We start from the raw sequence: 26269 nt of genomic DNA, 5'->3' as shown, positions 1-26269 counted from the left end.
GCGCAAGGCGCCCGGCCCCGTGGGACCAGCCGTCCGAGGCGCCTGAAGCGCCGCGGTTCACCCCTCGCCCGACTTCGGCTATCACTGCGCCCGCATCCAGCCGCCGAAGGACGAGATGGCCGCCTCCGCCCAGCACCCCCTCGCCGAAGAGATCCTCCGCGCACCGACCCTCTACGCGCTGCTTCCCGTAGCCGAGCGCGCCGCCGCAGCCGAACTCCTCGGCATGTCCCTGGAGGCCCTGGCCGAGAAGGGCGGGCTGAGCCCCGCCTCTGCCGCCGCGCTTCAGGACATCCTCCGCAAGGGCCGGGTGAAGACCGTCCGCGACCTCATCGCCGGCGCCCACCCGACCATGCCCCGCTGGAAGGCGCCGCGCGGGGCGGCGACCGAGTTCCTCTCGGCGCTCAAGGCGCTCTTCCTCGACGCGCTCGAGGCCCCGCTGCCCACCTGGCAGAGCCGGGCGGAGCTGCTGGCCTGGGCGCAGGCCGAGGGCATCGCGGACGCGCTCACCGCGCCGCTGCACCGGCTGGGCTTGAAGACCGCCACGATCCAGCGCCTGCGCCTCACCCGGGCCGACAGCTGCGCGCTCATCGACGCGATCGTGCCCGACGACTACGGCGGCGCCCGCATCCACGCCGCGCTCGGCGCTGCGGGCCGCGCCGAGGTGGCACAGGAGGCGACTCGCTACCTCACCGAGCTCGCTGCGGCCCTGCGGCAGACCCGGAAGGTGGCCGAGCAGGCGAGGGCGAGCTGGCCCCCGCCTGGCGCGTCCGCCGGGCTCGCCGCCACCGGAGAGGTGCTCCTCGCCGAGTTCGAGAAGCGCCGCGAGCAGGCGCAGCGCGATCTCCCCCTCGAGCTGGTGGAGGAGGTCCGCGCGGACGTGACCGCCGATCCCCCGGCGATCCGGGTGAGCATGCGGGCCCCGCGCGCGCGGGCCGGCACCCAGCTCGAGGCCGTCCGCATCCGCCTCGCGCTGGACTCGCCCTCGTCCACCTGTGATTGCACGGTGGCGCGCACCGGGTCCTGCTTTCACATCCCCGCCGCGATCCTCCTCATTCTCCGGACGCTCCGCGATCCCGCCCATCCGCTCACCCGCGACGTGGGCAAGGCCGTCGAGACGCCGGCCTGGATGCGCACGCTGCAGGCCCTGGACGCGGCGCTCGTCGAGCCCGGCGCCGACGAGGCGAAGGAGCGCGTCGCCTGGCGCCTCACCGTCGGCCAGAGCGGCGCGGTGGGGGTGCAGCCCATCCTCCAGAAGCGCCTGGCGAAGGGCGGCTGGTCGAAGGGGACCCGGCTCGACCGCTGGGACGCGCGCAACGCCTGCGTGAGCGAACGCGACCGGCGGATCTGGGCGGCGCTCTCCGGCGACTCCTACTACTCGGAACCCCCGGGCGCGGCGATCGCCCGGGCGCTGGTCGAGCTCTGCGGTCACGACCTCGTCTACCTCGCCGATTCCGCCAGCCAGCCGGTCGCGGTGGTGGAGTCGCCGGTGGCGCTCCGCTCGGTGGAGCGTGACGGCGGCTACGAGGTGGTGGTGATGGCCGGGGAGGTGGAGGTCCGCCCCGCCGATCTGGTCGCGGCCCTCGACGCGCAGGGCCGCTGCGGCATCGCCGCGGTCATCGACCGCTCCGTCTGCCGCGTCGTCCGCCCCTCGCCCCGTTTAGAGACCGTGCTCCGCGCCCTCGGCGGCAGGTCGACCTTCTTCCCGGCGGAGGCGGTCGGCCCGCTGCTCGAGCGGGTGCAGGGGCTCCAGCAGATCGTGCCGGTCGAGCTGCCGAAGGCGCTCGCGGGCCGCGAGGTCGAACCGGAGAACCACGTCGTCCTCCGCCTCGAGCGGGAGGGGGCCGACGGCCTCCTCCTCACGACGCTCGTGCGACCGCTCGCAGGTGGCGCGGCCTTCGAGCCTGGCGTCGGGCCGGCGCTCGCCGCTGCGGTCGTCGAAGAGGAGCGCATCTGCGCCCGACGCGAGCCGGAGGCCGAGCGTGCTGCGGCCACGGCAGCGCTCCGCTCGCTTCCGCTGCCCCATCCGATCGACGAGGACGAGGCGGACTTCCAGCTGCGCCTCGCCGGCGACGCCGCCCTCGACCTCCTCGTGCACCTCGCCGAGCGCGCCCCGGCGCCGGGCTTCACGATCGAGTGGCCGAAGCAGCGCCAGCGGATCACCCGGCCTGCTCGCGCCGCAGACGTGCGCGCGGAGGTGAAGCAGCAGCGCGACTGGTTCGGGCTGGCGGGCGGCGTCGACGTCGATGGCGTCTCGGTCGATCTCGCCCTCGCCCTCGACGCGGCCCGGCGGGGCAGCCGCTACGTGGAGGCGGAGCCCGGCGTCTTCGTGGCGCTGGCCGACGAGCTCAAGGAGAAGCTCGCCCGCGCCGCGGAGCAGGTGCACGAGGGCCGCGAGGGCCTCGAACTCTCCTTCGCCGCGGCGCCTGCGATCGAGGCGCTGGTGGAGGACGGCGCGGAGCTTCGCGCCATCCGCGCCTTCGGCGATCTGCTCGGCCGCATCCGCGCCTCCCGCGACTACCAGGCGCCGCTGCCCGAGGGGCTGCGCGCGGAGCTCCGGCCCTACCAGGTCGAGGGCTTCCGCTGGCTGGCGCGGCTCGCGGAATGGGGCGCCGGCGGCTGCCTCGCCGACGACATGGGCCTCGGCAAGACGCTGCAGAGCATCGCGCTCCTCCTCCACCGCGCCGCGCAGGGACCCGCGCTGGTGGTGGCGCCCACCTCGGTCTGCGGCAACTGGCTGCGGGAGGTGGAGCGCTTCGCCCCGGGCCTGCGTGCGATCCGCTACGGCGCCCTCTCGGACCCGGAGCGCGATGCGCTCGAGCTGGGGCCAGGTGATCTGCTCGTCGTCAGCTACGGGCTGCTCGCCCGGGACGGCGAGCGGCTCGCCACGCGGCACTTCGCCACCGCCATCTTCGACGAGGCCCAGGCGCTCAAGAACCCGCAGACCGACCGGGCGCAGGCCGCCCGGCAGATCGACGCGGCGATCCGCATCGCGCTCTCCGGCACGCCGATGGAGAACCACCTGGGCGAGCTGTGGAGCCTCTACCGGATCGTGGTGCCGGGCCTGCTCGGCAGCGCCGATCGCTTTCGCGAGCGCTTCGCCCTGCCGATCGAGCGGGGCGACGCGGGGCGGCGCCGGGCGCTCTCTTCGGTGCTGCGGCCCTTCCTCCTCCGGCGCACCAAGGCCGAGGTGGCCACGGATCTGCCGCCGCGCAGCGAGATCGACGTCGCGGTCGATCTCTCCCCCGCGGAGCGCCGCCTCTACGACGAGGCGCGCCTCGCCGCGGCGGCGCGGGTGGCCGGTCTCGACGGCTCCCTGCCGCCAGAGCAGCGCCGCTTCGAGATCCTCGCGGCGATCACCCGCCTGCGCCTCTGCGCCTGCCATCCCCGCCTCTACGACGAGACCTCGCAGCTGCCCTCGTCCAAGCTCGCGACCCTGGTCTCCACCCTCGAGGAGCTGCGCGAAGAGGGCCACCGCGCCCTCGTCTTCAGCCAGTTCACGAAACACCTCGACCTGGTCGAGGAGGCGCTCGCCAAAGCGGGGATCCGCACGCTCCGCCTCGACGGCAAGACCGCCGCCGCGAGCCGCCAGGATCGGGTCGATCGCTGGCAGGCGGGGGAGGGCGACGCCTTCCTCGTCTCGCTCAAGGCGGGCGGGACGGGCCTCAACCTCACCGCCGCCGACTACGTCGTGCACCTCGACCCGTGGTGGAACCCCGCCGCCGAGGATCAGGCGACCGATCGCGCCCATCGCATCGGCCAGACCCGGCCGGTGACGGTGCTGCGCCTGGTCTCCCGCGGCACGATCGAGGAGCAGATCCTCGCGCTCCACGGCGAGAAGCGCGCGCTCCTCTCCGGCGTGCTCGACGGAGCGGACGGCGGCGTCCGCGTCGACGCAGCGGCGCTGGTGGCGCTGCTCGAGGCGCCTGTCGATGTCGATCCCGTCGAGGACGACGCAGTCGATCGCGACGCGGAGGAACCCGCCGCTGCGGCCGGTCCCATCGTCCCCGACTGCCTGCGTACGGCGGATCCCCAGCGGCTGGTCGACGACCTCCGCCGCTTCCTCGAGCACAAGCACGACGCCGGCGGCATCGGCCCCGGGCCGGTGCGAAGCTACCCGCGCGCGATCTCCCGCTTCGCCCAATTCCTCGCCGCGGGGCACGCGGCGCCTCTCGCCGACGCACCGCTCGAGAGGGTCCGCGACCACTACCTCGACGCGCTGCGTACCGGCACCTGGCCGGCCCCCGGCAGCGAGCCGCAGGTGGCGCGATCCGCCTTCGGCCAGCTCGAGGCGATGCTGCGCGCGGCGCGCGCGTAGGCACGGACACTCGACCGGCGGCACGCACGCCGTCGCTACCGGTACGGCTCGTCGAGCAGCAAGCGCTCCATCGCGTAGTACTGGAGCAGCTCCTGGAACGGCCGTTTCGTCGCGCGCGCGTGATTCTTGAGACGAGCCTGTACCGAGGCCGCGAGGTTCTTGACGGTCACTGCATCGCCTCCAGGTAGGGGCGCATCGCCCGCTCGACGTGCCGCATACGGGCGTACCTGAGCAGGACATCGAGCCTCTTCTTGCGGCGTTCACGCCAGAGCCGCAGCGCCTCCAAGGTCACGTTCATGCCGATCTGGTTCCGATACCGGAAGCAATCGACGAGGGCCTTTTCAGGGTCGTAGATGCGGACCGGCACGCCGTCCAGTTCGTGCGTCTCGATGCCCTCGTGGAACGCCGCTCCCGAGAACCAGAAGAAGCGCGTCGGGGGGTAGTCGAGGCGCGGCTTCGTCCTGCCTCGCTCGAGCGCGACGTCGATCGTGTGCGGCACCTGCGTCGTCAGCTCGTGGAACGAGAGCGCGGAGATGAGGCAGAGAACGCCCTGCGGGACGCGCTTCGCCACCGTGACGAGGTCGGGGTGCGCCAGCGGATCGAGCGAAGCGAGCCGGTATAGCCCTCGGGAGACGCGCACTACGACGCCGGTGTCGCGCATCGCGTAGAGCATCTTCCGGTTGATGCCGAGGCGAAGAGCTTCGGCCATGCGGAGGCCGCCGCCATGCTGGCGGAACAGCTCAACCTCTCGCTCGAAGGCCCGGGTAGCCATGGGGACATTTTGCCTGCAAATGCTGCATGACTGAAGGTGTTTTGTCCCCGCTTCCAGAAATGGTGGAGGGTTGCTGGCCGGGGAACGCAGGCACCGGGAACCACCGGCGGCGTAGAATGGCCCGGTGACCAACCGCACCCCGACCGTCGCCGACGAGATCGCCCGCTACATCGAGACGGGTGACACCGACCCGTACCACGAGGCCTGGACGGGCCGGAGCTTCCTCGAACGCGCCTGCCGTGCCCACGACGACCTGCGCGCCGGCCTCGTCGCCGAGGTGAAGCGGCGCGCCGCAGGGCGGACCCACGTAGCGATACCGCATCCCGACTCGGTCGCGCTCACCCGGGCGAAGGTGGAGCCGATGGTTCGCGGGCTCTTCCCCCGCAGTGAGCAGGAGTCGGTGCTCGCCACCCTCGAGCGGTCGGTGATCTTCGTTACGACCGACAACATCGAGCAGCTGCTCACCGAGACGAGCTTCGACCATTCCGCCTGGATGCTGGCGAACCTCTACCTCGCCAGCGTCGGCGCCGAGCCCTTCTCGGACGACGGCGTCCACATCGTGGGCATGAGCGAAGGAACGACCTGCTACGTCTCGCCGGCCTACTTCGAAGAAGACGATCCCTTCGCAGACTTCGTCGTCCACGAGGCCGCCCACATCTTCCACAACTGCAAGCGGGAGACGATCGGGCTCCCCTCGACCCGCACCCGCGAATGGCTGCTCACCATCGACTACCGCGAGCGAGAGACGTTCGCCTACGCATGCGAGGCCTACGCCCGCATCCTCGAGCGCGCAAAGAACCCCGCCGAGCGACGGACGCTCGCCGAGCTGTACCGCCAGACCGTGCGCCTCGCCGACGATCGCGCCGACGGCGCGCAGGTCGCCGCGATCGTCGCCGAGGCAGCAGCCGCGCGAAAGGGCTGGAAGGTGATCCTCTCGCGATGCGCGCCGCCGCCAGCCCGTCGGCTCTCCGCCTGACGCCGGCCTCTCGCTGGTGACCGAGGAGGGGGGCTGGTTTCGTGGGGCGGAGGCGCGGGCGGATGCAGGCCGCCTTGAACAGCCGCCGAGTCATCCCAGAGGGGGCTGCAGGACTTGAAAGGTGCTGCTCACCGTGCTACCCGTCGTCCTTAGGACGACGGGTAGCACGGGATGGATCATTGGCGACGAAGCTTACGATCGCGCGCGTCCTGGAGGAGGGGCTCGCTCTCGAAGGGCGGCGGGTGCTCTCGCCGTGGCGCGCGGGTGTCCTCCTGCGGCGCGCAACCCAGCGCATTCCACCAGAGCATCGGCGCTGGGAGCGTGTGCCGTCCAGTGAGGGCGAGATCGAGCGGATCCTGCGCCGGCTTGCGGGGCAGGGCGAACTCAGGCCGCTGGAGGGTGTTGTAGGGCTCTACGTCGTCGCCTCCCCCTTCGCGCAGCAGGGACCGATCGCCGAGGACGAGATCCTCATGGAACTCCACCCGTACGCCACGCTGAGTCACCTGAGCGCGCTCGTCTTTCACGGGCTGACCGACCTGCTGCCGCACGAGTTTCACGCCACGATCGGCACGAACCAGGACGAGCTGCCTGTGGGGACCGATGCCGGCGACTGGGACGGGGTATCGCTCACGCGGGCCAGACCAGTTCGCGAGATCCGAGGGGTGCCTATCCGGTGGCACCGCCTCAGCAGAGGTTCGGGCGTCACGGGCGCTTCGCTCTACCAACCCCGCGGATACCCGGTGCGTGTGACCGACCCGGAGATGTCGCTGCTCGACGGGCTGCTGCATCCCGAATGGTGCGGCGGTTTTGAAAACGTGCTGCAGGCTTGGCAGCGTGCATCTGACACGCTCGACGTCGATCGGATCGTCGACCACGTCGAGCTCTGCGACATGGCCATTCTCCGCCAGCGAGCCGGTTGGGTCCTCGAACAGCTGGGTGTCACCGATGCACGTCTCGACGAATGGGCGACCCGGGCCGTGCGCGGTGGCTCGAGCCGCTTGGTCGGTTCTGCCCCCTTCGCGCCGCGCTTCAGCGAGCGGTGGAAGCTCTCCCTGAACGCGCCAACCGCGGCCCTGGAATCGTGACGATGCACGCCGGCTACCCCACGGCCTTCACGGAGATCGCGGCTTGGGCTTCCGAAAACGGTCGCTACTGCATGCGGATTACCGGGTCCGGATCAGCACGCGCGAAGACATCGTAGCGGAGAAGCTGCGTGCGCTTCTGCAGCAGGTCCTCCGGGACCGTTATCGCTGCCAGGACGTGCTCGACCTTGCAGTGATGTTGCGCGGCGGCGCCGAGCTCGATACCGGCAAGGTCGCGAAGTTCCTCCTCGAAAAGGCGGCGGCACGAGATGTGCCGGTGTCTCGCACCGCGTTTCACGGCCCGGAGCTCGCCGCCCGAGCGCGAGTCGACTATGAAGCGCTAGAATCCACGGCGCGGCACGAATTCATCTACTTCGACGATGCCCTCGCCCGGGTGCTCGAATTCGTGGACCGGCTCGGGCTCGGTGGTTGATCCGCCAAGGCGGCGTCGAGCACGCGCGACGGCAGCGGTAGGCGCTCGTCACTCGCGGTGACCCACCCGCCTCACGTACCATGCGCCCCGTGCCGCGCCGCCGTAGCCAGCCCGCCGAGAACCAGCTCGCCCTCCTCCCCGCCAACGCCGCCTCCACGGCCACCTGGCCGGACGTGCGCCGCTTCCCGCACAACGAGAGCGACGGCACCTCCGTCGGCGCGACCCTGCGCGCCGACCTCACCGACGCCGCCGACGTCCTCGTCGTCACCGGCTACGCCTCCCTCGCCGAAGTGGTCCGACTCCTCGCCCAGGTCGAGCCCGGCAGGCCAAAGCCCCTGCGCATCCTCTTCGGCGCCGAGCCCTTCGTCCCCACCTCCAGCCGCCCCGTGCTCCGCAAGGAGCTCGCCGAGGAGATGGCCGAGCATTGGCGCGAGCGCGGCTTCTCGGTGGAGCTCTCCGGCGCGGTGCTCCACGCCTGCTCCCTCGCCCGCCTGGGCGACGTGCAGGTGCGCCTCGGCGTGAGCCGCCGCCCCGTGCACGCGAAGATCTACGTGAGCGAGCGGGCGGCCACCGTGGGCTCGTCCAACTTCACGCCGTCGGGCCTGCGACACAACGCCGAGGCGAACGTCCGCTTCGCCGCGGGCGCAGCCGACCGGGATCGCTACACCGAAACCCGCGCCCTGGCCGAGGGGCTCTGGCAGGGCGCCCGCGACTTCACCGACGGCTTCGTCGCGCTGCTCGAGCAGCTCTCCCACGCCACCACCTGGCAGGAGACCCTCGCCCGCGGCTGCGCGCTCCTCCTCGAGGGCGAGTGGGCCCGCACCTATGTCCAGCCCGACGCCGCGGAGCTCGAGGCGCAGCCGCTCTGGCCCCACCAGCTGCAGGGGATCTCCCAGGCGCTCTGGGTCCTCGAGCACCGGGGCGGAGTGCTGGTGGCGGACGCCACCGGCTCCGGCAAGACACGCATGGGCGCCTGGCTCCTGCGCGCGACCTACGACCAGCGCATCGCCACCGGGCACCGCCCCTTCGCCCCGCTGCTCATCGCGCCGCCTGCGGTCCTCGGCAACTGGCAGCGCGAGCTCCAGGACACCGGGCTCGCGTGGCAGGTCCGCTCCCACGGCTCTCTCTCGAACGAGACCGCCGCGCAGCGCTCGGGCCTCGAGCGCGCCATCGTCGCCGCGGAGATCCTCGCCATCGACGAGGCGCACAACTTCCTGAACAACACCAAGCGCACCCGCCGCCTGGTCGCGCACCAGGCGGAGCAGGCGCTGCTCTTCACCGCGACGCCCATCAACCGCAAAGCCGCCGACGTGCTCGCCCTGGTGGAGCTGCTCGGCGCGGACAACTTCACCGACGAGGCGCTGGAGCGGCTGCGGGCGCTGCGCCGGGCGAGCGCCCTGCGCGACGAGGACCTGGAGCTGCTCCGCGCCGAGATCCAGCGCTTCACCGTGCGGCGCACCAGGCGCGCGCTCAACCGCATCGCCGAGGAGAACGAAGGCGCCTACCGCACGCCGGAGGGCGTCCCGGTGCGTTACCCCCGCCACCGCGCCAGCTACTTCGCCTGCGACGGCAGCGCGGAGGATCGGCGCATCGCCGCGCGGATCGCTGCCCTAGCCGATCGCCTGCACGGCGTCTTGCGCGTGGGCGCGGAGATCAAGCTGCCCCTCACGTTCAAGTTGCAGGGCGTCTCCGAGGAGCGCTACGTCGCGCTCGTCGCGAGCAGCGCCGCGGCGCTCTCCCGCTTCCACGTGATGAAATGCCTGCGCTCCTCGCGCGCGGCACTCGTCGAGCACCTGCACGGCACGGCCGCAGCGTGGCGTACGTTCGCGCCGGGGACGCAGGTGCCGTCGAAGCAGACCACTGGCGACGTGATCGGCAGGTTGGACGCGGCAGGTGGCAAGCTGCCCGCGTGGAAGCTGGGAGACGGCGCAAGAGCGGCGGCGCCCGTGTGGCTCGTTGATGCAGACGCGCACGCGGCGGCCTGCGCCGCCGACGCGGCGACCTACCGCGAGATCGCCGAGCTGGCGCTGCAGATGAGCCCGGCCCGCGAAGAGGCCAAGCTCGACCACCTGCGGATGCTGCATCGGCGTCTCGGCAGCGTGATCGCCTTCGACGGCCACGTGATCACCCTGGAACTCTTCGCCCGCAGCCTCGGCGCGCTGCCGGTGCGCTGCTTCACCGGCCAGGGCGGCGCGGCGACGAAACGAAGGGCGGTGGACGCCCTCGGCCTGGAGAGCACCGGCGAGGCGCTGGTCGCGCTCTGCTCGGACGCCTTGAGCGAGGGGATCAACCTGCAAGGCGCGCGCTGCGTCGTGCACCTCGACACGCCCACGGTGGTGCGCGTCGCCGAGCTGCGCGCCGGCCGCGTCGACCGCATGAACAGCCCCCACGCCGAGGTGGAGATCTGGTGGCCGAAGGATCCCCCGGAGCTGGCGCCGCAGCGCCGCGACGTCTTCCGGGAGCGGCACGATCTGGTCACCGAGCTCATCGGCGCCAACATCGAGCTGCCGACTGCCGAGGACGCAAGGGTGGAGATCGAGGAGCTCGCCGCCGCGGCGGACATCGAGCGGGCGGAAGGCGAGGTCCGTTTCGCCGACGCCTTCCAGCCGGTGCGCGACCTGATCGGCGAGGCGGGGCTGGTGCCGGCACGCACCTACCGCCAGATGCGCAGCTCGCAGGTGGAGCTGCGCACCTGCGTCAGCTGGGTGGCGGGCGACAGGCCCTGGGCCTTTCTCGCCGTGGGCACCGCGCGGAAGGAGACGGTGCGCTGGGCGCCGCGGTGGGTCTTCTTCGACGGGCCCGACGCGCAGCCGCTGCTCGATCTCGGCGCCATCGCCTCGCTCCTTCGTGGACGGCTCGGTCCCGAGACCCCGCCGGCATCCAACCCCGCGGATGAGACGCTGGTGGAGCGTTTCCTCGGCGCCCTGCAGCGGAGCGAGCGCGCCCTGCTGCCGCTGCGTCGCCAGCGCGCCCTCGAGCAGCTGGAGCGGATGCTCCTCCATTGGAGCGGCGAGGGCTGGGCCCACGACGCGGCGCTGCCGCCGGTGGTGCGCGCGATCCAGCTGGGCCTGCGCGGCAACGCGGAGGACCGGCTCGATCCCCGGCTCGCAGCCGACGCCTGGCTGGAGCTCCTCCGGCCCCGGATCCGCCGCGCGCTGGAGAACCGCGGCGCCCGCAGCCGCCTCTTTCGCCTCGCCGATCTGGACGAGGATCTGCGTCGCGAGCCCATCCCCGCCCGCCAGCTCCGCGCCGCCTTCGAGGCCCTGCCGCGGCTGCCCGGGATCGAGCGCCGCGTCGAGGCGATGATCGTCGGCGTGCCGGCGTCGAACCGCTGACGAAGCGGGATCGCAAGATTCTCCAAGTCACTCCGAACGCCAGGGGGTTAGGTCTGGTCGCCTCTATGGCTACCCACGGTTTCACCCTGTTCGAAACGGCCATCGGCCCCTGCGGTGTCGCGTGGGGGGATGGCGCAATCACCGGCGTGCAGCTCCCCGAGGGAGACGAGCGTGCGACGCGCGCTCGCCTCAGCGAGCGCTTCCCGGACGCGACCGAATCACAGCCGCCTGATTTCGTTGCACGCACCGTCGATGGAATCGTTGCGCTGCTCGAGGGACGAGGCGGTGATCTCGCTGGGGTTGCTCTCGATTTCGCGCGTGTTCCCCCGTTCCATCGGAAGGTCTACGCGCTGGCGCGAGCCATCCCGCCCGGGCAGACGCTGACCTACGGCACGCTCGCAGCGCAGGCGGGGTCGCCCGGCTCGGCGCGCGCGGTGGGCCAGGCGATGGGGAGGAACCCGTTCCCCATCATCGTCCCCTGCCACCGCGTCCTGGCGGCGAACGGCAAGCCTGGCGGATTCTCTGCGTCGGGTGGCGTGACCACCAAGAAGCGGATGCTCGCCATCGAAGGTGCAGCCGGAACCCAGGCTGACCTTCCGATCGTGCAGTCGCAGCTCACCTTCGATCTCGACGAGGCCGGCAGGCATCTCCGCATGAAAGACCCCGCCCTCGCGCGTCTGATCGACAGCGTCGGCCCGTTTCGGATGGAGCTGAAGACGACGTCGAGCCTCTTCGGCGCGCTCGCGGAGGCCATTGTCCATCAGCAGCTTTCGCCCAGGGCAGCGGCGACGATTTTCGGCCGCGTCTGCGGCATCTTCCGCCGCGCGCAGGAGGCCCCGATCGCCGATCAGATCCACCGGGTCTCGGCGGAGAGGCTGCGGGAGGCAGGCCTGTCGCCCGCGAAGATCCTCGCGCTGAAGGACCTCGCGCGGAGGGCACGCGAACGGACGCTCCCGACGCTCGAGGAGGCGCACAGCCTGGACGACGACGCCATCGTCGCCCGGCTCACCGCCGTGCGCGGCATCGGGCGGTGGACGGCGCAGATGTTCCTCATCTTCCGCCTCGGGCGACCGGACGTCCTTCCGAGCGACGACTACGCGCTCCGCAAGGGATACGCGCTCGCCTTCCACAAACGCGCGCTGCCGGACAAGGCAGCTCTGGAGAAGCACGGCACGAAGTGGGAGCCCTTCCGCACCGTCGCGAGCTGGTACCTGTGGCGTGCGGCGGAGCTGCCACCCGGGGCGTGAGGCGGCTGCCGAGTAACGTGCTAGACCCATCCTGCAATGCTGACTTCCACGATCCTCGCGCACGGGTCCATTCGTGTTTGCGACCTCTGCTGCACCGCAACGCCGGGAGACATCCCGTTCACCGAAACGCACGGGGCGTTCTCCGTCTCCTACGTACGCTCCGGCACCTTCGGATACAGGACGCGTGGACGCGCCTACGAGCTCGTTGCCGGCTCGGTGCTCGTGGGGTCCCCGGGCGACGAGTACATGTGCACGCACGAGCATTCGCACGGGGACGAATGCCTCTCGTTTCAATTTGCCCCGGAGATCGCGGAGAGCATCGGCCAGCGGACCGAGACCTGGCGGGCGGGTGCACTGCCACCTGTCCCGGAGCTGGTGGTGCTCGGCGAGCTCGCACAGGCTGCGGCGAACGGTTCCTGTGATCTGGGGACCGACGAGGTCGGGCTGCTGCTCGCGGCGCGTTTTGCTGACGTGCTGCTCGGCAGGCCGCGGAAGGCGGTGAACGTCGGCGCGCGCGATCGCCGGCGGGCCGTCGAAGCGGCGCTCTTCGTGGACGCCCACGCGCACGAGCCGCTCGATCTCGCATCGGTGGCAATCGAGGCGGGCCTGAGCCCGTTCCACTTCCTGCGGCTCTTCGCGAAGGTGCTCGGGGTGACGCCGCACCAGTACCTGGTGCGGGCGAGGCTGCGGCGTGCGGCACGTCTGCTCGCGGAAGACGCGCGCTCGGTCACCGAGATTGCCTACGATGTCGGGTTCGGTGATCTCTCGAACTTTCTGCGGACGTTCCAGCGGGCGGCGGGTGTCTCTCCCGGTCGTTTCCGCGCCGCAGCCCGAGGTGATCGCAAGTTCCTCCAAGAGGTGATCGGGCGTGCGGTCCCAGAATGACGCCGCACGCACCAACCACGGAGGACTCATTTCATGTTCGATCATCTCGGCCTCAGAGTTACGGACCTGGAGGCGAGCATTCGCTTCTACACCACCGCGTTGGCGCCGCTCGGGCACGGGCTCGCCTCGCGCGACGAAACATCCGCCGGCGTCGGCCCGAAGGGCGAGCCCGCGCTGTGGCTCTACGCCTCCACGGCGGGGAAGCGCGAGGGGGTGCACGTCGCCTTCCGCGCACCGGATCGCGCCGCCGTCGACGCCTTCCATGCGCGCGGGCTTGGTGCCGGCGGGAAGGACAACGGCGCGCCCGGTCTCCGGTCGGACTACTCGCCGACGTATTACGCGGCGTTCCTCGTCGATCCGGACGGAAACAACGTCGAGGCCGTGTTCACCGGGTGAGATCGGATCCCTGAAGCGCTCGCAGCGCAAGGAGGCCGAGAGCCTCCTTGCGCTGTTCCGGAGGCAACGCGAGGTGCGAGCGAGGGCGCGCAGCGTGCTCCGAACGTCCGCGTCCCCTGGGAGCGGAACCTGCGCGTGGCCAGCCCCAGCACCAAATCCGGGCTCACGCGGGCAGCGCGCGAAGGAAGCCGAGAATCGCCGCGTTCACTTCCGCTGGACGTTCTTGCTGAACCCAATGCCCCGCGCCCGGCACGACCTGAACCTCTTGCAGGTTGGGCACCAACGCCTTCATCGAATCGATCGGAGCAAGGCTGCGCCCCGGGTCGCGTTCTCCAACGATGAAGAGGGCGGGCTGCTCGATTCTCGCCGTCGCCAGCTCGGGCAGCTCTTCCCAGTCGCGGTCCATGTTGCGATAGCGGTTGAGCCCCCCACGAAAGCCGCTGGCCTCGAGCTCCCGGGTGTCGTGCGCGAAGTCGTCTTCCGTGAGCCAGGGGGGCAGCGATGCGGGAACGTCGATCCCGGTGAGCAATCCATCGCCGGGGCGCTTGGCTCGATGGGCGGCTGCCGTCGGGTCGAGCGCGTCGCCCCCAAGGATTGCGCGCATCGTCTTCGGGACGTCGGCCTCGAACTCGGCCTCGGCCACGCCGGGCTCCTGGAAGTAGAGGACGTAGAACCACCGCTCGCCGAACATCGACCGGAAGAGCTGCGTCGGCGGGATGGGCGCGCGCCCCAGGTGCGGGACGCCCAGGCCGACGACGGCGCGAAAGCGCTCGGGGCGCAGCGCGGCACACGTCCACGCCATCGTAGCTCCCCAATCGTGGCCCACGACGACGGCAGACTTCTCGCCAAGCGCGTCCAGCAAGCCGGTGAAGTCGTCGAGCAGGACGCTCATCCGGTACGCTTCGACCGGCGCTGGCTTGTCACTCTGGCCGTAGCCCCGAACATCGGGTGCGACGGCGTGATAGCCCGCAGCTGCGAGCGCCGCGAGCTGGTGCCGCCACGCGTACGAGGACTCGGGCCAGCCATGGAGGAGCAACACGAGCGGCCCCTGCCCAGCCTCCGCGATGTGGAGCTGGATGCCGTTCGTCCGCATGAAGCGGTGCTTGATCGTGGTCATGCTTTCCTCCGCGGGGCACGGGCCGTGCGCTGCTTCTTCTCCTGGCGGCCGACGTCGGCAGCGACGTCGGCCAGCGAGACGCTTTGCAGATGGGAGAGGAGGCGCGCCTCGGCCTCGACGAGCGCCGTTCCGACGGCTCGATTGACTGCCTGCTCGATGAGGCAGCCGGGGCTCTCGTCACGAGGTCCGAGGCGGAAGGGTCCCCCGGTGTCGAGCGCCTGGTAGACGTCCGCCAGCGTCAGGGAGCCCAGCCCTCGGGCCAGCGACCAACCACCGCCGTGGCCCTTCTCCGCGCGCACGATCCCGGCTTCCTTCAGCCTGGCCAGCGTACGGCGCAGGACCACCGGGTTCGCGGCCAGCATCGCGGCGAGCGCTTCCGATGTGATGACTTCGCCCTGCTCGCCCAGGTGAAGGAGCGCGTGCAGCGCAACCGAGAGCCTGCTGTCTGGTCTCATGCCACTTTATATGTGGCTTGAGTGGCCGTTCGCCAAGCCTCTGCCCAGGGCGTTGGTCCTGGCGAGGGCGGCGGAGCCAGGCGAAGGCAAGATCAGGGGCAGATGCGGGTGACGGAGCGGATCCGCATCGTGCCGTCGACGTTCGGATCGTTCGTCTGATCACCGATGGCGATGGTGCCGTTCGAGGCGAAGCCGCTACGGGTGAGCAAGGCGGCCCCGTCGACGCTGAAAGTTGCGACCCCTTCGGCGTCCACCGAGAGCTCGTAGACGTGGCTTGCGCCCGTGGTGTCGACCGCCGCCGACCCCGAGTCGTCTGCCCAGCCGATCGCGCCTTCGTCCAGGTAGATCATCTGGCTGCGTTCCGTACCGTTGCCGAAGCTGCCGGAGAACGAGCCCAGGATCGCCGCAGCGCTATCCAGCGTGTTGTGCGCGGCAACGGAGACGACCTGGAGCTCGAACTGGATCGTGAACGGCTCGCCCGCCTCGTAGGCATGCGGGCGCGAGAGCAGGAGCTGTCCGCCCGTGCTCGCTCCGGCATCGGTCGAGGTCACGAGCTGTGTTGCGTCACCTTCGCTCGTGAGGCTGCTCACGGGTTGGGAGATGATCGACCACCCCTGGGCCTCGACGTCCGTGCCGCCGACCAGTAGCGGGAAGCTCGGCCGTACGCTCCAGGCCGACGTGCTCGCTGCCGGCTCGCAGTGTTCGCAGGCGTTGGCCGGATTCACGAGACCCGCTGCGTGAACCTCGCCGTCGATGAGGCAGGCGGGCGTGCACGCTGCGTCCACGCAGATCTGTCCCGTCCCGCAAGCCGTGCCGTCGGGATCCGGCGACCAGTCGGACGTCGAGCGCGCCGGATCGCAGCGGACGCAGGGATTGGCCGGATCGGCCTCGCCTGCGGCGACCGTCGTCTCCCCGATGTGGCAGACGAGCTGGCATTCGCCCTCGAGGCACGCCTCGCCTGCCGCGCACGCGTTGCCGCACCCCCCGCAGTGCCTCGGGTCCACCTGCGTGTCGACGCAGTCGTCTCCGCACTCCACGAGCGACGGGTCCCCTCCACACGCCAGGCCCCCGCCCGCACCGCCACCGCCGCCTCCACCGGTGTCCCCGCCGGCGCCGCCGGCGCCGATCAGCTCCCAGCCGCCTGTGGAATTGTCGGCCGTGCGGCGCGGACCGTCGTCGCCGCAGGCGAGGACCAGAGCCATCGTCGGGCCGGAGAGGAGCGCCAGCAGCGCAGGCAGGGAGAATCGTGCGGAGTTGGGGATGTTCACGCGCGGGAGTAGAGGTTCCATTCACGGAGAAAGCAACCGCCAACGCGCCGGTGCTACGCTCACGCGATGCAACCGCTTCGCTGATCGATCAACGTCACCCCAGCACGGATGCGGTACGAGCCGAGAAGGTAGCCAGTCGGGAGCCACGCGCATGAACACCAACACACGGATCTTCAAGATGTCGTTCGGGAGCGTCTACCCGCTCTACGTGGCGAAGGCCGAAAAGAAGGGCCGGACGAAGGAAGAGGTCGACGAGATCATCACGTGGCTCACGGGCTACAGCGGCGAGGAGCTGCAGCGCGCGCTCGACGCCGGGATCGACTTCGAGACCTTCTTCGCCCGGGCGCCGCGGATGAATCCGAACGTCGAGCTCATCAAAGGCGTCGTGTGCGGGGTGCGCGTGGAAGAGATCGCCGACCCGCTCATGCAGAAAATCCGCTACCTCGACAAGCTGATCGACGAGCTCGCCAGGGGAAAGAAGATGGCGAGCATCCTCCGGCAGTAGCCGCGCGGGCGCCGCCGAGACGAAACGGTTCGATCGGGCGGTCGTGCTGCGCCGCTACAGGGAGCCGGGCGGCGCGTCTGCTCCCGGCTTCCGCGCGACGATGAAGACCGGACTGCCCGGCCTGGGGCGCCACGTGTAGTCGATCGCGAAGCCGGTGCGCTCGAGGCTTTCCGCGATCTCCCCGGCCCTGAGCTCGTTCACCTGCGGTGCGAGCCCCAGCCATGTCGCCATCGGCAAGGCGAGGCGGGTGACGACGCCCATCTCACCAATGCAGACCGTGCTGCTGAAGAACCGGCCGCCCGGCTTGAGCAGCCGGTAGACCTTGTGCAACGCGCCATCCAGGTCTGCGAGCAGGTGGAGGATGCTGAGCCCCAGCACGGCGTCGAAGCCCTCGTCCTCCGCCCGCAGCGTCTCGAACGACGCCTTCTCGAAGGTGACGTTGGTGACGCCGGCGTGGCGCGCCTTCTCCCGCGCGATCTCCAGCATCTTCTCGGAGAGGTCGGTGGCGAGGATCGAGCGGACGTGCGGCGCGTGGAGCAGCGCCGTCGATCCGGTCCCGCAGCCGAATTCGAGAACGGCCATGTCCTTCCGGAAGTGCGACTGGGTCACCGCGAGCTTGTGCTGATAGGCGGCCTCATCCTTGATCGGCATCCTGGAGTAGCGCGGCGCGAGCCTGTCCCAGAATGCGGCGCCATCCGTCGTCCTGTTCATCGAGCGGCTCCGGACGCAGCGTGGCGGAGCGCGCACCACGGCTGCGTCGGTTGGCGGTAGCTGCTCCGAGATCAGCACGCGAGCTCGATGAAAGCGAGGCCTGATCGGCGGCCATGCTCGCCCCACGTCAGTGCAGCGCGCCGCCCGGCAGCCGCTCGAAGTCGCCCATGCGCCAGCTCTTGTCGAAGAGCGCCGGCTGCGGGCCGTAGAAGCGAAAGAGCGTGAACCACGCCTCGCCCGGCATGGTGCTGATCCAGTTGGCCTCCCGCCCCGCCGGCGCTTCGGCCCCGAAGTAGAGGTCCACCGAGCCGTCCGGATTCTTCTGCACCGGATCGAGCGAGCCCAGCTCCACCACCTGCGCATCGCGGATGAAGCCGCCGGTGTCGGCGGCATAGGCGGTCACCGCCCAGAACTGCGAGGCGGGCACCCCCGCCGGCACGTGGAGCCGGTAGGTGGCCCCGCCGTCGAGCGGCTGCCCCTCGGCGTCGAAGAAGCCGCCGAGGTAGACGGTGGCCTTCCCCGGCCGCTTCGGCGGCGCGATGACGAAGTAGAAGAACGTCGCGCGCTGGCGCAGATCCGGCGCTCCGCCTTCCGCAAAGACGAAGCCGGTTTCCGGGTGGACGCCCGCGAACACCTCCCGCCAACGTGCCTCCACCCAGAACGGCTGGCCCAGGCACGCGGCGTCGCGGATCAGCTCGCCGTGCACCTGCTCCGCCGCCTCGGTGAGGAGCTGCTTCGTCGCTTCGTCCGGGGCGAAGGGGCGGCCCCTGGCAATGCCGAGATCCTGCAACCGCTCGAGCATCGCTGCCTCGCGCGGCAGCGGCGGCTCCTCCTCCACCATGCGCGCCAGGCTCTCGAAGAAGCGCAGGTCGAAGCGCACCAGGCCGTCGAAGGGCTTGCCCCACACGTCGATCATCCGCGACGGCGGCGGCGCTGCTGCGCGCGCGAGCGGATAGATGCGGAGCCTCCTGGCCAGCGCCAGCGCCAGCGCCCGCTCCACCGCGGCCTGCGAGTCGTCCTCGGGGATTGCACGCAGCGCCACGTAGCCATTCAGCGTGTCGAAGCGCACCGGCAGGTAACCACCGGGCACCTCCTCCTCGTATCCCGGCGGGAGCAGCAGGTAGCGGGCGCCTCTGCCCTCGTCGGCGCCTGCAGGGCCCACGTCCTCGAGCGGCAGCTGCCAGGCGTCGAGGATCGAGCCGAAGAGCCCTGCACCCGCCGCGGGCGGAACCTCCAGCACCGCCGGTCCCTCCTGCAACTCGAGAAAGGCGGAGACGTAGTAGGTCGTGGCGTTCGGGGTGGAGAACTGGAAGCGCCAATCCGCAGGGCGGGAGACGAAGAGCACGTCGCCGAAGCGGGCGCCGGCGTCGCGCCGCGTCGCTTCTCTCATCGCATCGAAGCTCACGAGGGGCGTGCCCCAGATCGCCGCATCGACCGCCAGCTCGAACAGCCTGACCCGCTCCGTTCCACCTGCCACCTGCTCGTGCAACGGCGTCGAGGACATTCCCTCCCGTGGTTCCATCACTCCTCCCTTTGCGTGTCTTTCCTCGACACTGAGCACCCGCCGCCGTCTCGGCACCGACGAGAAAAGCGCTCACCCGATGAGCAAGCCACGAGGCCACAGCGCTACGTCACCTGCGCGACCCCGAAGCCCCGTCGGCTTTGCCGCGAAGGCGAAGGGCGTCTTGCAAACCCCGGTGTCGGAGGCAGCCTGCTGGTACCCAGTCCACGCGGTGCGCCGTCCCGGCACCAGGAGGGAACATGGAACCGCGGAACAGGAGACCCTCGATTGCCCTGCTGGTGCTCGCTCTGCTCGCGATCCCCGCTGCTGCATCCGCACGAGAACGGGCGCAGGCCAGGCCCAACATCCTCTTCATCCTCGTGGACAACCTCGGCTACGGGGAGCTCGGCGTGTACGGAGGCGGCGCCACCCGCGGCGCGCCCACGCCGCGACTCGATAGGCTTGCTGCCGAGGGCATGCGGCTAACGAACATGAACATGGAGCCCCAGTGCACGCCGAGTCGTTCGGGGATCATGACCGGCCGGTTCGCGATCCGCTCGGGCACCTACGCCGTCCCGCTCGGCGGTGTCGCCGAGGGCCTGACTCGAAGGGAGACGACCGTGGCCGAGTCGCTCTCCGCGGTTGGCTACGCCACGGGCTACTTCGGCAAGTGGCACCTCGGGAGCACCGACGGTCGCCTGCCGACCGATCAGGGATTCCAGGAGTGGTACGGCATTCCCCGCACCAGCGACGAGGCGCTCTGGCCGGAGCATTCGCAGTACACGCCGGACATCGTGAAGCCGGAGTCGGTGCTCGAAGGCCGGCACGGCCAGCACAGCCACGGGGTGGTTACCTACGATCTGGAGGAGCGCCGTCTCATCGACGCCGAGCTCACCCGCCGCTCCATCGACTTCATGGAGCGACAGGTGAAGGCGAAGAAGCCCTTCTTCGTCTTCACCTCGCTCACGCAGCCGCACCTGCCGTCGCTCCCGAACCCGGCCTTCGTCGGAAAGACCGGCAACGGTGATTGGGCGGACATGCTCGCCGAACTGGACTTCAATGCCGGCCAGCTCCTCGACGCCGTGGATAGGCTTGGCGTCCGCGGCGACACCATCGTCGTCTTCACGAGCGACAACGGCGCGGAGTTTCTCGAGCCATGGGCGGGATGGCCGGGCCCGTGGCGCGGCGCCTACAACACCGCATTGGAGGGAGGGCTCCGCGTCCCCTTTCTGATCCGGTGGCCGGGCCATGTTCCAGCCGGCCGGGTGAGCAATGAGATCGTCCACGGGGTCGACATGTTCCCCACGCTGGCCCGGCTCACGGGGGCCAGGGTTCCGCGCGACAGGATCATCGACGGCGTCGACCAGTCCGCGTTCTTCCTGGGTAGAGCGGACAAGTCCGCGCGCGAGAGCTTTCCCATCTGGAACCAGGACATCCTGATGGCGGTGAAGTGGCGCAACTGGAAGGTGCACTTCTACCGGCAGGACAACATGCTGGAGCCTCCGCTCGAGCTCCTCGTGCCACACATCATCAACCTCTACACCGACCCACGCGAGGAGACGCCGACCGTCGACACGTGGGTCCTGTCCCCCGTGCTCGAGGTGGTGGCCGCCTTCGAGAAGAGCGTGAAGAAGGAGCCGCTCATCCCGATGGGTACGCCGGACCGATGAGTTCTTCGCGTCCGGCCGTCCAAACAAGCAGGAGGTGAGCGATGAGAAAGCTCGTGACCATGGCGATGATCAGCCTCGACGGCGTGATGCAGGCGCCCGGTGGACCGGAAGAGGATCCGAGCGGCGGCTTCGAACTCGGTGGCTGGGTGTTTCCGCTCTTCGACGAGGCGGGCGGCGCCGCGATCGACGAAGTGTTCTCGGCGCCCTTCGATCTGCTGCTGGGGCGCAAGACCTACGACATCTTCGCCGCCTACTGGCCCTTCATCCCCACGGACCCTGCGGCCAACGGCTTCGACGAGGGGAACGCGCAGATCGCCCGGCGGTTCAACGCCGTCACCAAATACGTGGCGACCCACCGTCCCGAATCGCTGCGGTGGCAGAACAGCCAATCCCTCGGCGACGACGTGGTCGCGAGGCTGCGGGAAATGAAGCGTGAGGACGGGCCGCCGCTGCTCACGCAGGGCTCGAGCGAGCTCGTCCAGACCCTGCTCGCGCACGATCTCGTCGACGAGCTGCGCCTGCTGATCTTCCCGGTCCTGCTCGGGCGCGGAAAGCGCCTCTTCGGCGAGGGCACGAAACCGGCCGCGTTCACGCTCGAGCACTCGACCGTGACACCGAAGGGCGTGATCATCACGCGCTACGTGCGCGCGGGGGACGTGGCGACCGGCACGTTCGCGAGGGACTGATCCGGCGAGGCCAGGCGGGCCGCACGCCATTCGAGCTGCGCGCGTGCACGCCCAGAACACATCTTCCCTGGAGCAACCCCGGGAGGCTGAGATGACGCTCCGACCTGTCCTGTCGCGTTTCGCCTGTGCGCTTGCGCTCACACTCGGGCTCGCGGCATTCCCCGCGATCGCCCAGCAGGTGGACCCTGCGTCGCTCGAACAGGTGAATGCCCTGCGCCTGCAGGCGGGCCTGCCACAACTCTCCGGCTCCGTGCCGGACGACCTGCCGGTTCTCGACCAGGAATGCCAGGCGGGCGTCGTCTTCTCCTGCCAGTTGGGCGTGAACTACCGCCGCGGCGCCGAGGGCCTGCCGTCCCTGCACTTTGCCGACCCCGCGCATGACGTCCCGCTTCTCACGAGCGAGTGCCAGGCGGGGAACGCCTTCTCCTGCAACCTGCTCCAGCTCCAGCAGCAGCAGCTGGCCGGCGGAGCGCAAGCGCCCGCACAGCCGCCCGCCGGTGCGCCGGTCGCCGATCCCACCGGCACGCTGGGAATGCTGGACGCCCTCGATCGCTCGATGGCCGAAATGAACCAGCTCAACGAGCGCTGCCACACGCAAGGCGATCAGGCAGCCTGCGCGGAGTGGGAGCGCCGCAATGCCATCTCCGAGCGTGGTCTCAAGGCGCTCGAGATGCAGACGGAGGCGCAGCAGTTCGGCGCCGACGTGGCGGAGAGCAACCGGGCCCTGGAGGAGCGGATGGCGGAGCGGGAGGAGGCGTCCCGCGATCGCCTCCAGGCCGAGCAGCACGAGCGCGACGCCGAGCACTGGGCGCGCCAGGCAGAGGAACAACGCGCTGCCGAAGAACTCGAGAAGGCCAGCCAGGAGCGCGAAGCCGCGGAGCAGATCGAAGAGCAGCTCGATGCGGAGGAAGAGGAGGCGGAGTAGCTCCTCTGCAATGTCGGCGGCTCCATTGCGGCTGCCGTCGTCAGCGCAGCTGCTCGGCCAGGGCGACGATGATACCCGCCGGGCCACGCAGGTAGCAGAGCCGGTACTTGTCCTCGTACTGGGCGATCTCCCCGACGAGTTCGCCGCCGCGGGCCTGCAGCCGCGCCACCACATCGTCGATGTCGTCGACGGCGAACATGATCCGGGTCAGCCCGAGCGTGTTCGCCGGCGGGTTCTTCGGCTCCAGGCTGACCACCTCGGGCCGGCGGTACCTCGCCAGCTCGACGCGCCCGTGGCCGTCCGGCGTCCGCATCATCGCGATGTCGACCCGGACGTCGTCGAGCCCGATGATGCGGTCCACCCACCGCCCCTCGACCGGCATCTCGCCCTCCAGCTCGAGGCCGAGCTCGGTGAAGAACGCGATCGCGGCTGCGAGGTCCTCGACGACGATGCCCACGTTGTCCAGACGTCGAACGCTCACGTTCTGCCCCCACCGTGCAGCCCGCTCAAAACGTGATCTTCACGTGCGGCGCCGAGTAGTTCGCCTGGCCGTGGAAGACGGCCTCCACGTTGTTGCCGTCCGGATCGAGGAGGAACGCCGCGAAGTAACCGGGATGGTACGCCTCGCGCAGCCCCGGCTCGCCGTTGTCGGTACCGCCTGCGGCGAGCCCGGTGCGGTAAAAGCGCTCCACCATCTCGCGATCCTTCGCCTGGAAGGCCAGGTGGGTGCGGCCCGTCAGCACGTGATTCGACGCCGGGCTGTCGACGCTGGAAACGACGAGCTCGTCGGCCCAGAAGAAGCCCGGCCCTTCCCCCGCGATCGGGATGCCGAAGACCTCGAGCACCGCCTCGTAGAAGCGCCTGCTCCGCTCCAGATCCGCGACGACGAGCTGCAGGTGATCGATCAGCCGGCCGCGATAGATTTCGTTGGTCTCCATGGGCGCCGATGCTACGGCCCCTCTCCGCGCGAGGGCATTCCAAAAGATTCCAAAATCTCTCCCCGGACGGGGTGGCCTCCCTCGATCAGCGAGAACCGGATCAGAGCCACAGTCGCACCCCCGTCGTGTCCCCCGGGAGCCGCTGCAGGAACTCCGCCGGCTGCGCGATCTCTCCGAGGTGATGCACGCCCGCCGGCGCACGCCCTGCAACGACGTCCCGCACCACCTCGGCCGCGACGTGCCCCGTGAGGCTTGCCTCGCGGCGCCCGGCCAGCGCGAACGATCGGCGTTCCCCTCCGACCGACTCGGCGCAGGCGACGACGACGCACGCGTCGGAGCCGAAGCGCAGCCGGCCGAACGCTCGTGCGGCCACACGACGGGCCCGCGGTGAACCGAGGAGCCGCGATGCGCCCGTTCGAGCGACGAGGGCAGCGCCCAGCGTGAGGGCACGGTGGTCGAAGAGGAGCCAGGTCGACACGGACGGAATCGCGAGTGTCCGCGCGATCACGCGCTGGTCGGGGAAGTTGAACCGGTAGCCCCAGCGGTCCCGCGCCTCGCCCGGAATCCGCACCGGCGCCCGCGCCCCGAAACCCCGCGCCATCGCCCACGCGCCTTCCTCACGGTATGCGAAGGCGGCGCCGAGGTTCTCGAGGGTCCACTCGATCGCCGCCTGGCCATGCGCGTCGCCAGCGCCCAGCATGAGGAAGAGATCGACACGGCGGAGCGGGCCCAGCTCGCCCCTCGCGTGCGCCGCCAGCAGGTTGGTCGTGCCGGGGCAGACCCCGACGCTGAGCACGGCGGCAGAGCCGTGGCGCCGGGCGAGTGGACCCAGCGCCTCGAGCCTTTCGAGCCGTCGCTCCTCCGCGGTGACGTCGACCCAGCCGATGCCTGCGCGCAGGCATTGTTCGGCGAGCCGTTCGTCGCTCGAATCGACGCACATCACCACCACGCCGGTGCGTTCGAGCACCTCGGGCGGCGGCGGTGCGTCGACGTCGATCCGGATCGCCCGTGTCCCTGCGCCCAGCTCGTCGGCGAACCGCCGCGCGTGTTCGAGCCGGCGCCCCGCAACCACGAGCCGATTCTCCATCCCCTGCATCCGAGCCACGCGCCGTGCGACCTCCTGCCCCACGTGCCCGTAGCCCCCGACGATCAGGATCTCCTTCGTCATGCCGTCGACCATAAGGCGCAAGGCGCAGGGCCGCGACCCAATCGGTCGACGCACCGACGCGAGCCGGGCTGCCGCTACTCCGTCGGCGGCGGATCCGAGCCGACCGGCTCACACGCCCCCCGCACGTACTCGTAGCCCGGCATCTCGAACGTGTAGTCGTCGTTCTCGAAATCCCAGGCCGAGACCGGAAAGCTCGACACGATGCCGCCATCCACACCGGTGCAGTCGCCAAGCCCGACGAAGGGCCCATCCGCCACCACACACTGGCAGCGCAGGGGCCTGTCCGGATCGGGTGGAGTCGGGATCTCCGTGCAGGGAGCCGCGTCGCAGATGGCCCAGAAGCGATCGCCCGTGTAGCCCGCCTCGGCAGGATCGCAGGGCACGAACTCCTCCTCCAGGATCTCGCACCAGCCGCGGTAGGAGTAGGTCGACACCCACTCGTACCTGACGCCGTCCACCTCGTACGTCCCGTCGCGGATCGCCGCACACACCGGCGCCTCGTCCACGTCGCAAGGTCGCTCGCTCGTGCATCGGGCCAGCGTCAGCCGCTTGATCTCCACGTCCTGGATCGCGCTCGTCTGGACGATGTGGGTCTCGTCGACCCGCATGCAGTCGCATTCGGCCGAATCGCCGCTCACCCTGCAATCGGGCGACGCGCTACACAGAGCGTGCCATCCGGTGCAGACGACGAGCTCCTCGGGTGCGCCGCCGAGCCCGTCGGATCGGTCATCCGAAGAGGTTTCGCAAGCCGCCGCCAACGAGACCACCGATGCCAATGCCAGCAATCGAAGGCGCATCTTCGTCCCCCCAGCCGTCGAGCGGCAGCTGCTCGCGCAGAATCGATTCCGGGGGATGGTAAGCAGGCGACCTGCACGAGGGCAGGACGCCAGGGCGCCCCGCCGGGTGCTCGCGGCGCACGTCAGCGGAGGGGAGTCTCTTCACACGCCAGCGATGCGCGCAGCGCCGGCGCCTCGGCCTGGAGCTCGTCCCACAGCTGGGCTGCGACCGGGCCACACGGGCGATCGGTGCGGCGCGCCGCGACCAGCTCCTCCACGTGCTCCGCGAAAAACCTGCCGGCGATCGAGAGGAGTCTGCCGTCCCGGAGCTCCTCTTCGATCAGGAAGTGGGGCAGGTGCCCCCAGGCCATCCCGTGCACGATGAGCTCCTTCTTGATCAGCTGGTCGGGCACGGAGCACTGGGGCGCGCCCTCGACGAGAAAGTGGTCCCGCTTCGCCGCGTGGTGCGCCGTGTCGCGGATGACGCACTGGGTGAGCGCGCGCATCTCCTTCGGCGTGATGGACGGCGTGATGTCGAAGGGCAGAAAACCCGGTGCAACGACGGGGACGAAGCAGACGCTGCCGAGCTCGATGCACTCCAGGCCCGGGGTGCTCTTCGCGCCTCCGTGGATGACGAGATCCGCCTCGTCGTCGAGGATCCGCTCCAGCGGACCACCGACAGCCTCCACGTCGAGGCGGAGGCGGGTTCCCTGGAACTGACCGAAGAAGCGACCCAGCAGCTGCAGCACGCGCGGCCGTGGACAGAAGTCGCCCAGGACGATGCGCAGCTCGCTCTCCACGCCCATCGCCAGCTGGTTCGCGTGTGCGCCGAGATTCTCGACCTCGCGCAGGACCGACTGGGCGTGGCGGTGCAACGACCTGCCCGCGTCGGTCAGCTTCACCCGGTACCCGCTGCGGTCCAGCAGCGGCAGACCGAGCTGCCGCTCCAGTTTGGCGACAGCGGCGAACACGGCCGGATGGGACCGATGGAGCTGCTCCGCCGCTGCCTGGAAGCGACCCGTGCGGGCGACCGCGTCGAAGCACTGCAGTTCGTGCAAGGTGAAGTTTGTAGTCATCGCCGACAAAGAGCGTCCGTACTTTGAAATTT

At 70.3% G+C, this 26269-nt stretch carries 24 protein-coding genes; 12 read left to right on the top strand and 12 right to left on the bottom strand.

The window, feature by feature from the left end; all coding sequences use genetic code 11:
- The first annotated feature begins 115 nt into the window (after positions 1–115).
- On the top strand, positions 116–4315 hold the full coding sequence (locus ACESMR_RS10555; RefSeq protein ID WP_373047020.1) for an SNF2-related protein: 4200 nt from the start codon (positions 116–118) through the stop codon (positions 4313–4315).
- 35 nt (positions 4316–4350) lie between these two features.
- Here the strand turns inward: ACESMR_RS10555 and ACESMR_RS10550 are convergent, their stop codons facing one another.
- Together ACESMR_RS10550 and ACESMR_RS10545 are read right to left on the bottom strand one after the other, a co-directional pair.
- Positions 4351–4485: a hypothetical protein gene (locus tag ACESMR_RS10550; RefSeq protein WP_373047019.1), complete on the bottom strand. Its 135-nt coding sequence runs from the start codon at positions 4483–4485 to the stop codon at positions 4351–4353.
- Positions 4482–5087, bottom strand: coding sequence for a type IV toxin-antitoxin system AbiEi family antitoxin domain-containing protein (locus ACESMR_RS10545; RefSeq protein ID WP_373047018.1), 606 nt, complete (start codon positions 5085–5087; stop codon positions 4482–4484). The genes ACESMR_RS10550 and ACESMR_RS10545 overlap by 4 nt, the downstream gene beginning before the upstream one ends.
- 124 nt (positions 5088–5211) lie before the next feature.
- On the opposite strand from ACESMR_RS10545, the gene ACESMR_RS10540 reads away from it, so the two are divergent.
- The 7 genes from ACESMR_RS10540 to ACESMR_RS10510 all read left to right on the top strand — a co-directional run bounded on the left by ACESMR_RS10540 (position 5212) and on the right by ACESMR_RS10510 (position 13441).
- On the top strand, positions 5212–6063 hold the full coding sequence (locus tag ACESMR_RS10540; protein ID WP_373047017.1) for a hypothetical protein: 852 nt from the start codon (positions 5212–5214) through the stop codon (positions 6061–6063).
- Between the two features lie 179 nt (positions 6064–6242).
- On the top strand, positions 6243–7148 hold the full coding sequence (locus ACESMR_RS10535; RefSeq protein ID WP_373047016.1) for a hypothetical protein: 906 nt from the start codon (positions 6243–6245) through the stop codon (positions 7146–7148).
- 43 nt (positions 7149–7191) lie between these two features.
- On the top strand, positions 7192–7578 hold the full coding sequence (locus tag ACESMR_RS10530; RefSeq protein ID WP_373047015.1) for a nucleotidyl transferase AbiEii/AbiGii toxin family protein: 387 nt from the start codon (positions 7192–7194) through the stop codon (positions 7576–7578).
- Between the two features lie 89 nt (positions 7579–7667).
- Positions 7668–10913: an SNF2-related protein gene (locus ACESMR_RS10525; RefSeq protein WP_373047014.1), complete on the top strand. Its 3246-nt coding sequence runs from the start codon at positions 7668–7670 to the stop codon at positions 10911–10913.
- A 65-nt stretch (positions 10914–10978) separates the two neighbouring features.
- Positions 10979–12160 carry a methylated-DNA--[protein]-cysteine S-methyltransferase gene (locus ACESMR_RS10520; RefSeq protein WP_373047013.1) on the top strand — a complete coding sequence of 394 codons (1182 nt, stop codon included), beginning with the start codon at positions 10979–10981 and terminating at the stop codon, positions 12158–12160.
- A 36-nt stretch (positions 12161–12196) separates the two neighbouring features.
- A complete protein-coding gene (locus tag ACESMR_RS10515) occupies positions 12197–13045 on the top strand; it encodes an AraC family transcriptional regulator (protein WP_373047012.1) in 849 nt (282 codons plus the stop codon).
- 33 nt (positions 13046–13078) lie between these two features.
- On the top strand, positions 13079–13441 hold the full coding sequence (locus ACESMR_RS10510) for a VOC family protein (RefSeq protein ID WP_373047011.1): 363 nt from the start codon (positions 13079–13081) through the stop codon (positions 13439–13441).
- A gap of 163 nt (positions 13442–13604) precedes the next feature.
- Here the strand turns inward: ACESMR_RS10510 and ACESMR_RS10505 are convergent, their stop codons facing one another.
- The 3 genes from ACESMR_RS10505 to ACESMR_RS10495 form a co-directional block, all read right to left on the bottom strand.
- The gene (locus ACESMR_RS10505; protein WP_373047010.1) at positions 13605–14558 is read right to left on the bottom strand and encodes an alpha/beta fold hydrolase; all 954 of its coding nucleotides are present in this window, start codon (positions 14556–14558) and stop codon (positions 13605–13607) included.
- Positions 14555–15013 (bottom strand): Rrf2 family transcriptional regulator, encoded by a 459-nt coding sequence (locus ACESMR_RS10500; protein WP_373047009.1) that lies wholly within the window; start codon positions 15011–15013, stop codon positions 14555–14557. Before ACESMR_RS10500 ends, ACESMR_RS10505 begins: the two co-directional genes overlap by 4 nt.
- A 92-nt stretch (positions 15014–15105) precedes the next feature.
- Positions 15106–16302, bottom strand: a complete 1197-nt coding sequence (locus ACESMR_RS10495; protein ID WP_373047008.1) for a hypothetical protein — start codon at positions 16300–16302, stop codon at positions 15106–15108.
- A 130-nt stretch (positions 16303–16432) separates the two neighbouring features.
- Here ACESMR_RS10495 and ACESMR_RS10490 point away from each other — a divergent pair, with 130 nt between their 5' ends.
- Positions 16433–16786: a DUF2200 domain-containing protein gene (locus tag ACESMR_RS10490; RefSeq protein ID WP_373047007.1), complete on the top strand. Its 354-nt coding sequence runs from the start codon at positions 16433–16435 to the stop codon at positions 16784–16786.
- A 54-nt stretch (positions 16787–16840) separates the two neighbouring features.
- Here the strand turns inward: ACESMR_RS10490 and ACESMR_RS10485 are convergent, their stop codons facing one another.
- Together ACESMR_RS10485 and ACESMR_RS10480 are read right to left on the bottom strand one after the other, a co-directional pair.
- Entirely contained in the window at positions 16841–17497 is a 657-nt protein-coding gene (locus ACESMR_RS10485) for a class I SAM-dependent methyltransferase (RefSeq protein ID WP_373047006.1), read from the bottom strand.
- Positions 17498–17624: 127 nt separating this feature from the next.
- A complete protein-coding gene (locus ACESMR_RS10480) occupies positions 17625–19019 on the bottom strand; it encodes a DUF1214 domain-containing protein (protein ID WP_373047005.1) in 1395 nt (464 codons plus the stop codon).
- Between the two features lie 239 nt (positions 19020–19258).
- Here ACESMR_RS10480 and ACESMR_RS10475 point away from each other — a divergent pair, with 239 nt between their 5' ends.
- Genes ACESMR_RS10475 through ACESMR_RS10465 form a run of 3 tightly spaced genes read left to right on the top strand, consistent with a single transcriptional unit; the run spans position 19259 to position 22279 of the window.
- Positions 19259–20668 (top strand): arylsulfatase, encoded by a 1410-nt coding sequence (locus tag ACESMR_RS10475; protein WP_373047004.1) that lies wholly within the window; start codon positions 19259–19261, stop codon positions 20666–20668.
- A gap of 41 nt (positions 20669–20709) precedes the next feature.
- A complete protein-coding gene (locus tag ACESMR_RS10470; RefSeq protein ID WP_373047003.1) occupies positions 20710–21354 on the top strand; it encodes a dihydrofolate reductase family protein in 645 nt (214 codons plus the stop codon).
- 43 nt (positions 21355–21397) lie between these two features.
- A complete protein-coding gene (locus ACESMR_RS10465) occupies positions 21398–22279 on the top strand; it encodes a hypothetical protein (RefSeq protein ID WP_373047002.1) in 882 nt (293 codons plus the stop codon).
- 40 nt (positions 22280–22319) lie between these two features.
- Here ACESMR_RS10465 and ACESMR_RS10460 read toward each other — a convergent pair whose 3' ends face one another.
- The 5 genes from ACESMR_RS10460 to ACESMR_RS10440 all read right to left on the bottom strand — a co-directional run bounded on the left by ACESMR_RS10460 (position 22320) and on the right by ACESMR_RS10440 (position 26219).
- Entirely contained in the window at positions 22320–22760 is a 441-nt protein-coding gene (locus tag ACESMR_RS10460) for a VOC family protein (RefSeq protein WP_373047001.1), read from the bottom strand.
- A gap of 25 nt (positions 22761–22785) precedes the next feature.
- Positions 22786–23217: a VOC family protein gene (locus ACESMR_RS10455; RefSeq protein WP_373047000.1), complete on the bottom strand. Its 432-nt coding sequence runs from the start codon at positions 23215–23217 to the stop codon at positions 22786–22788.
- Positions 23218–23317: 100 nt separating this feature from the next.
- On the bottom strand, positions 23318–24385 hold the full coding sequence (locus tag ACESMR_RS10450; protein WP_373046999.1) for a saccharopine dehydrogenase NADP-binding domain-containing protein: 1068 nt from the start codon (positions 24383–24385) through the stop codon (positions 23318–23320).
- Positions 24386–24459: 74 nt separating this feature from the next.
- Positions 24460–25023: a hypothetical protein gene (locus ACESMR_RS10445; RefSeq protein WP_373046998.1), complete on the bottom strand. Its 564-nt coding sequence runs from the start codon at positions 25021–25023 to the stop codon at positions 24460–24462.
- A 281-nt stretch (positions 25024–25304) separates the two neighbouring features.
- A complete protein-coding gene (locus ACESMR_RS10440) occupies positions 25305–26219 on the bottom strand; it encodes a LysR family transcriptional regulator (RefSeq protein ID WP_373046997.1) in 915 nt (304 codons plus the stop codon).
- Positions 26220–26269 lie beyond the last annotated feature (50 nt).

It is taken from the genome of Vulgatibacter sp. (assembly GCF_041687135.1).
GTDB lineage: Bacteria > Myxococcota > Myxococcia > Myxococcales > Vulgatibacteraceae > JAWLCN01.
Note: the sequence above shows the minus strand (reverse complement) of the source record. Positions and strands in the feature narration are given on the sequence as shown.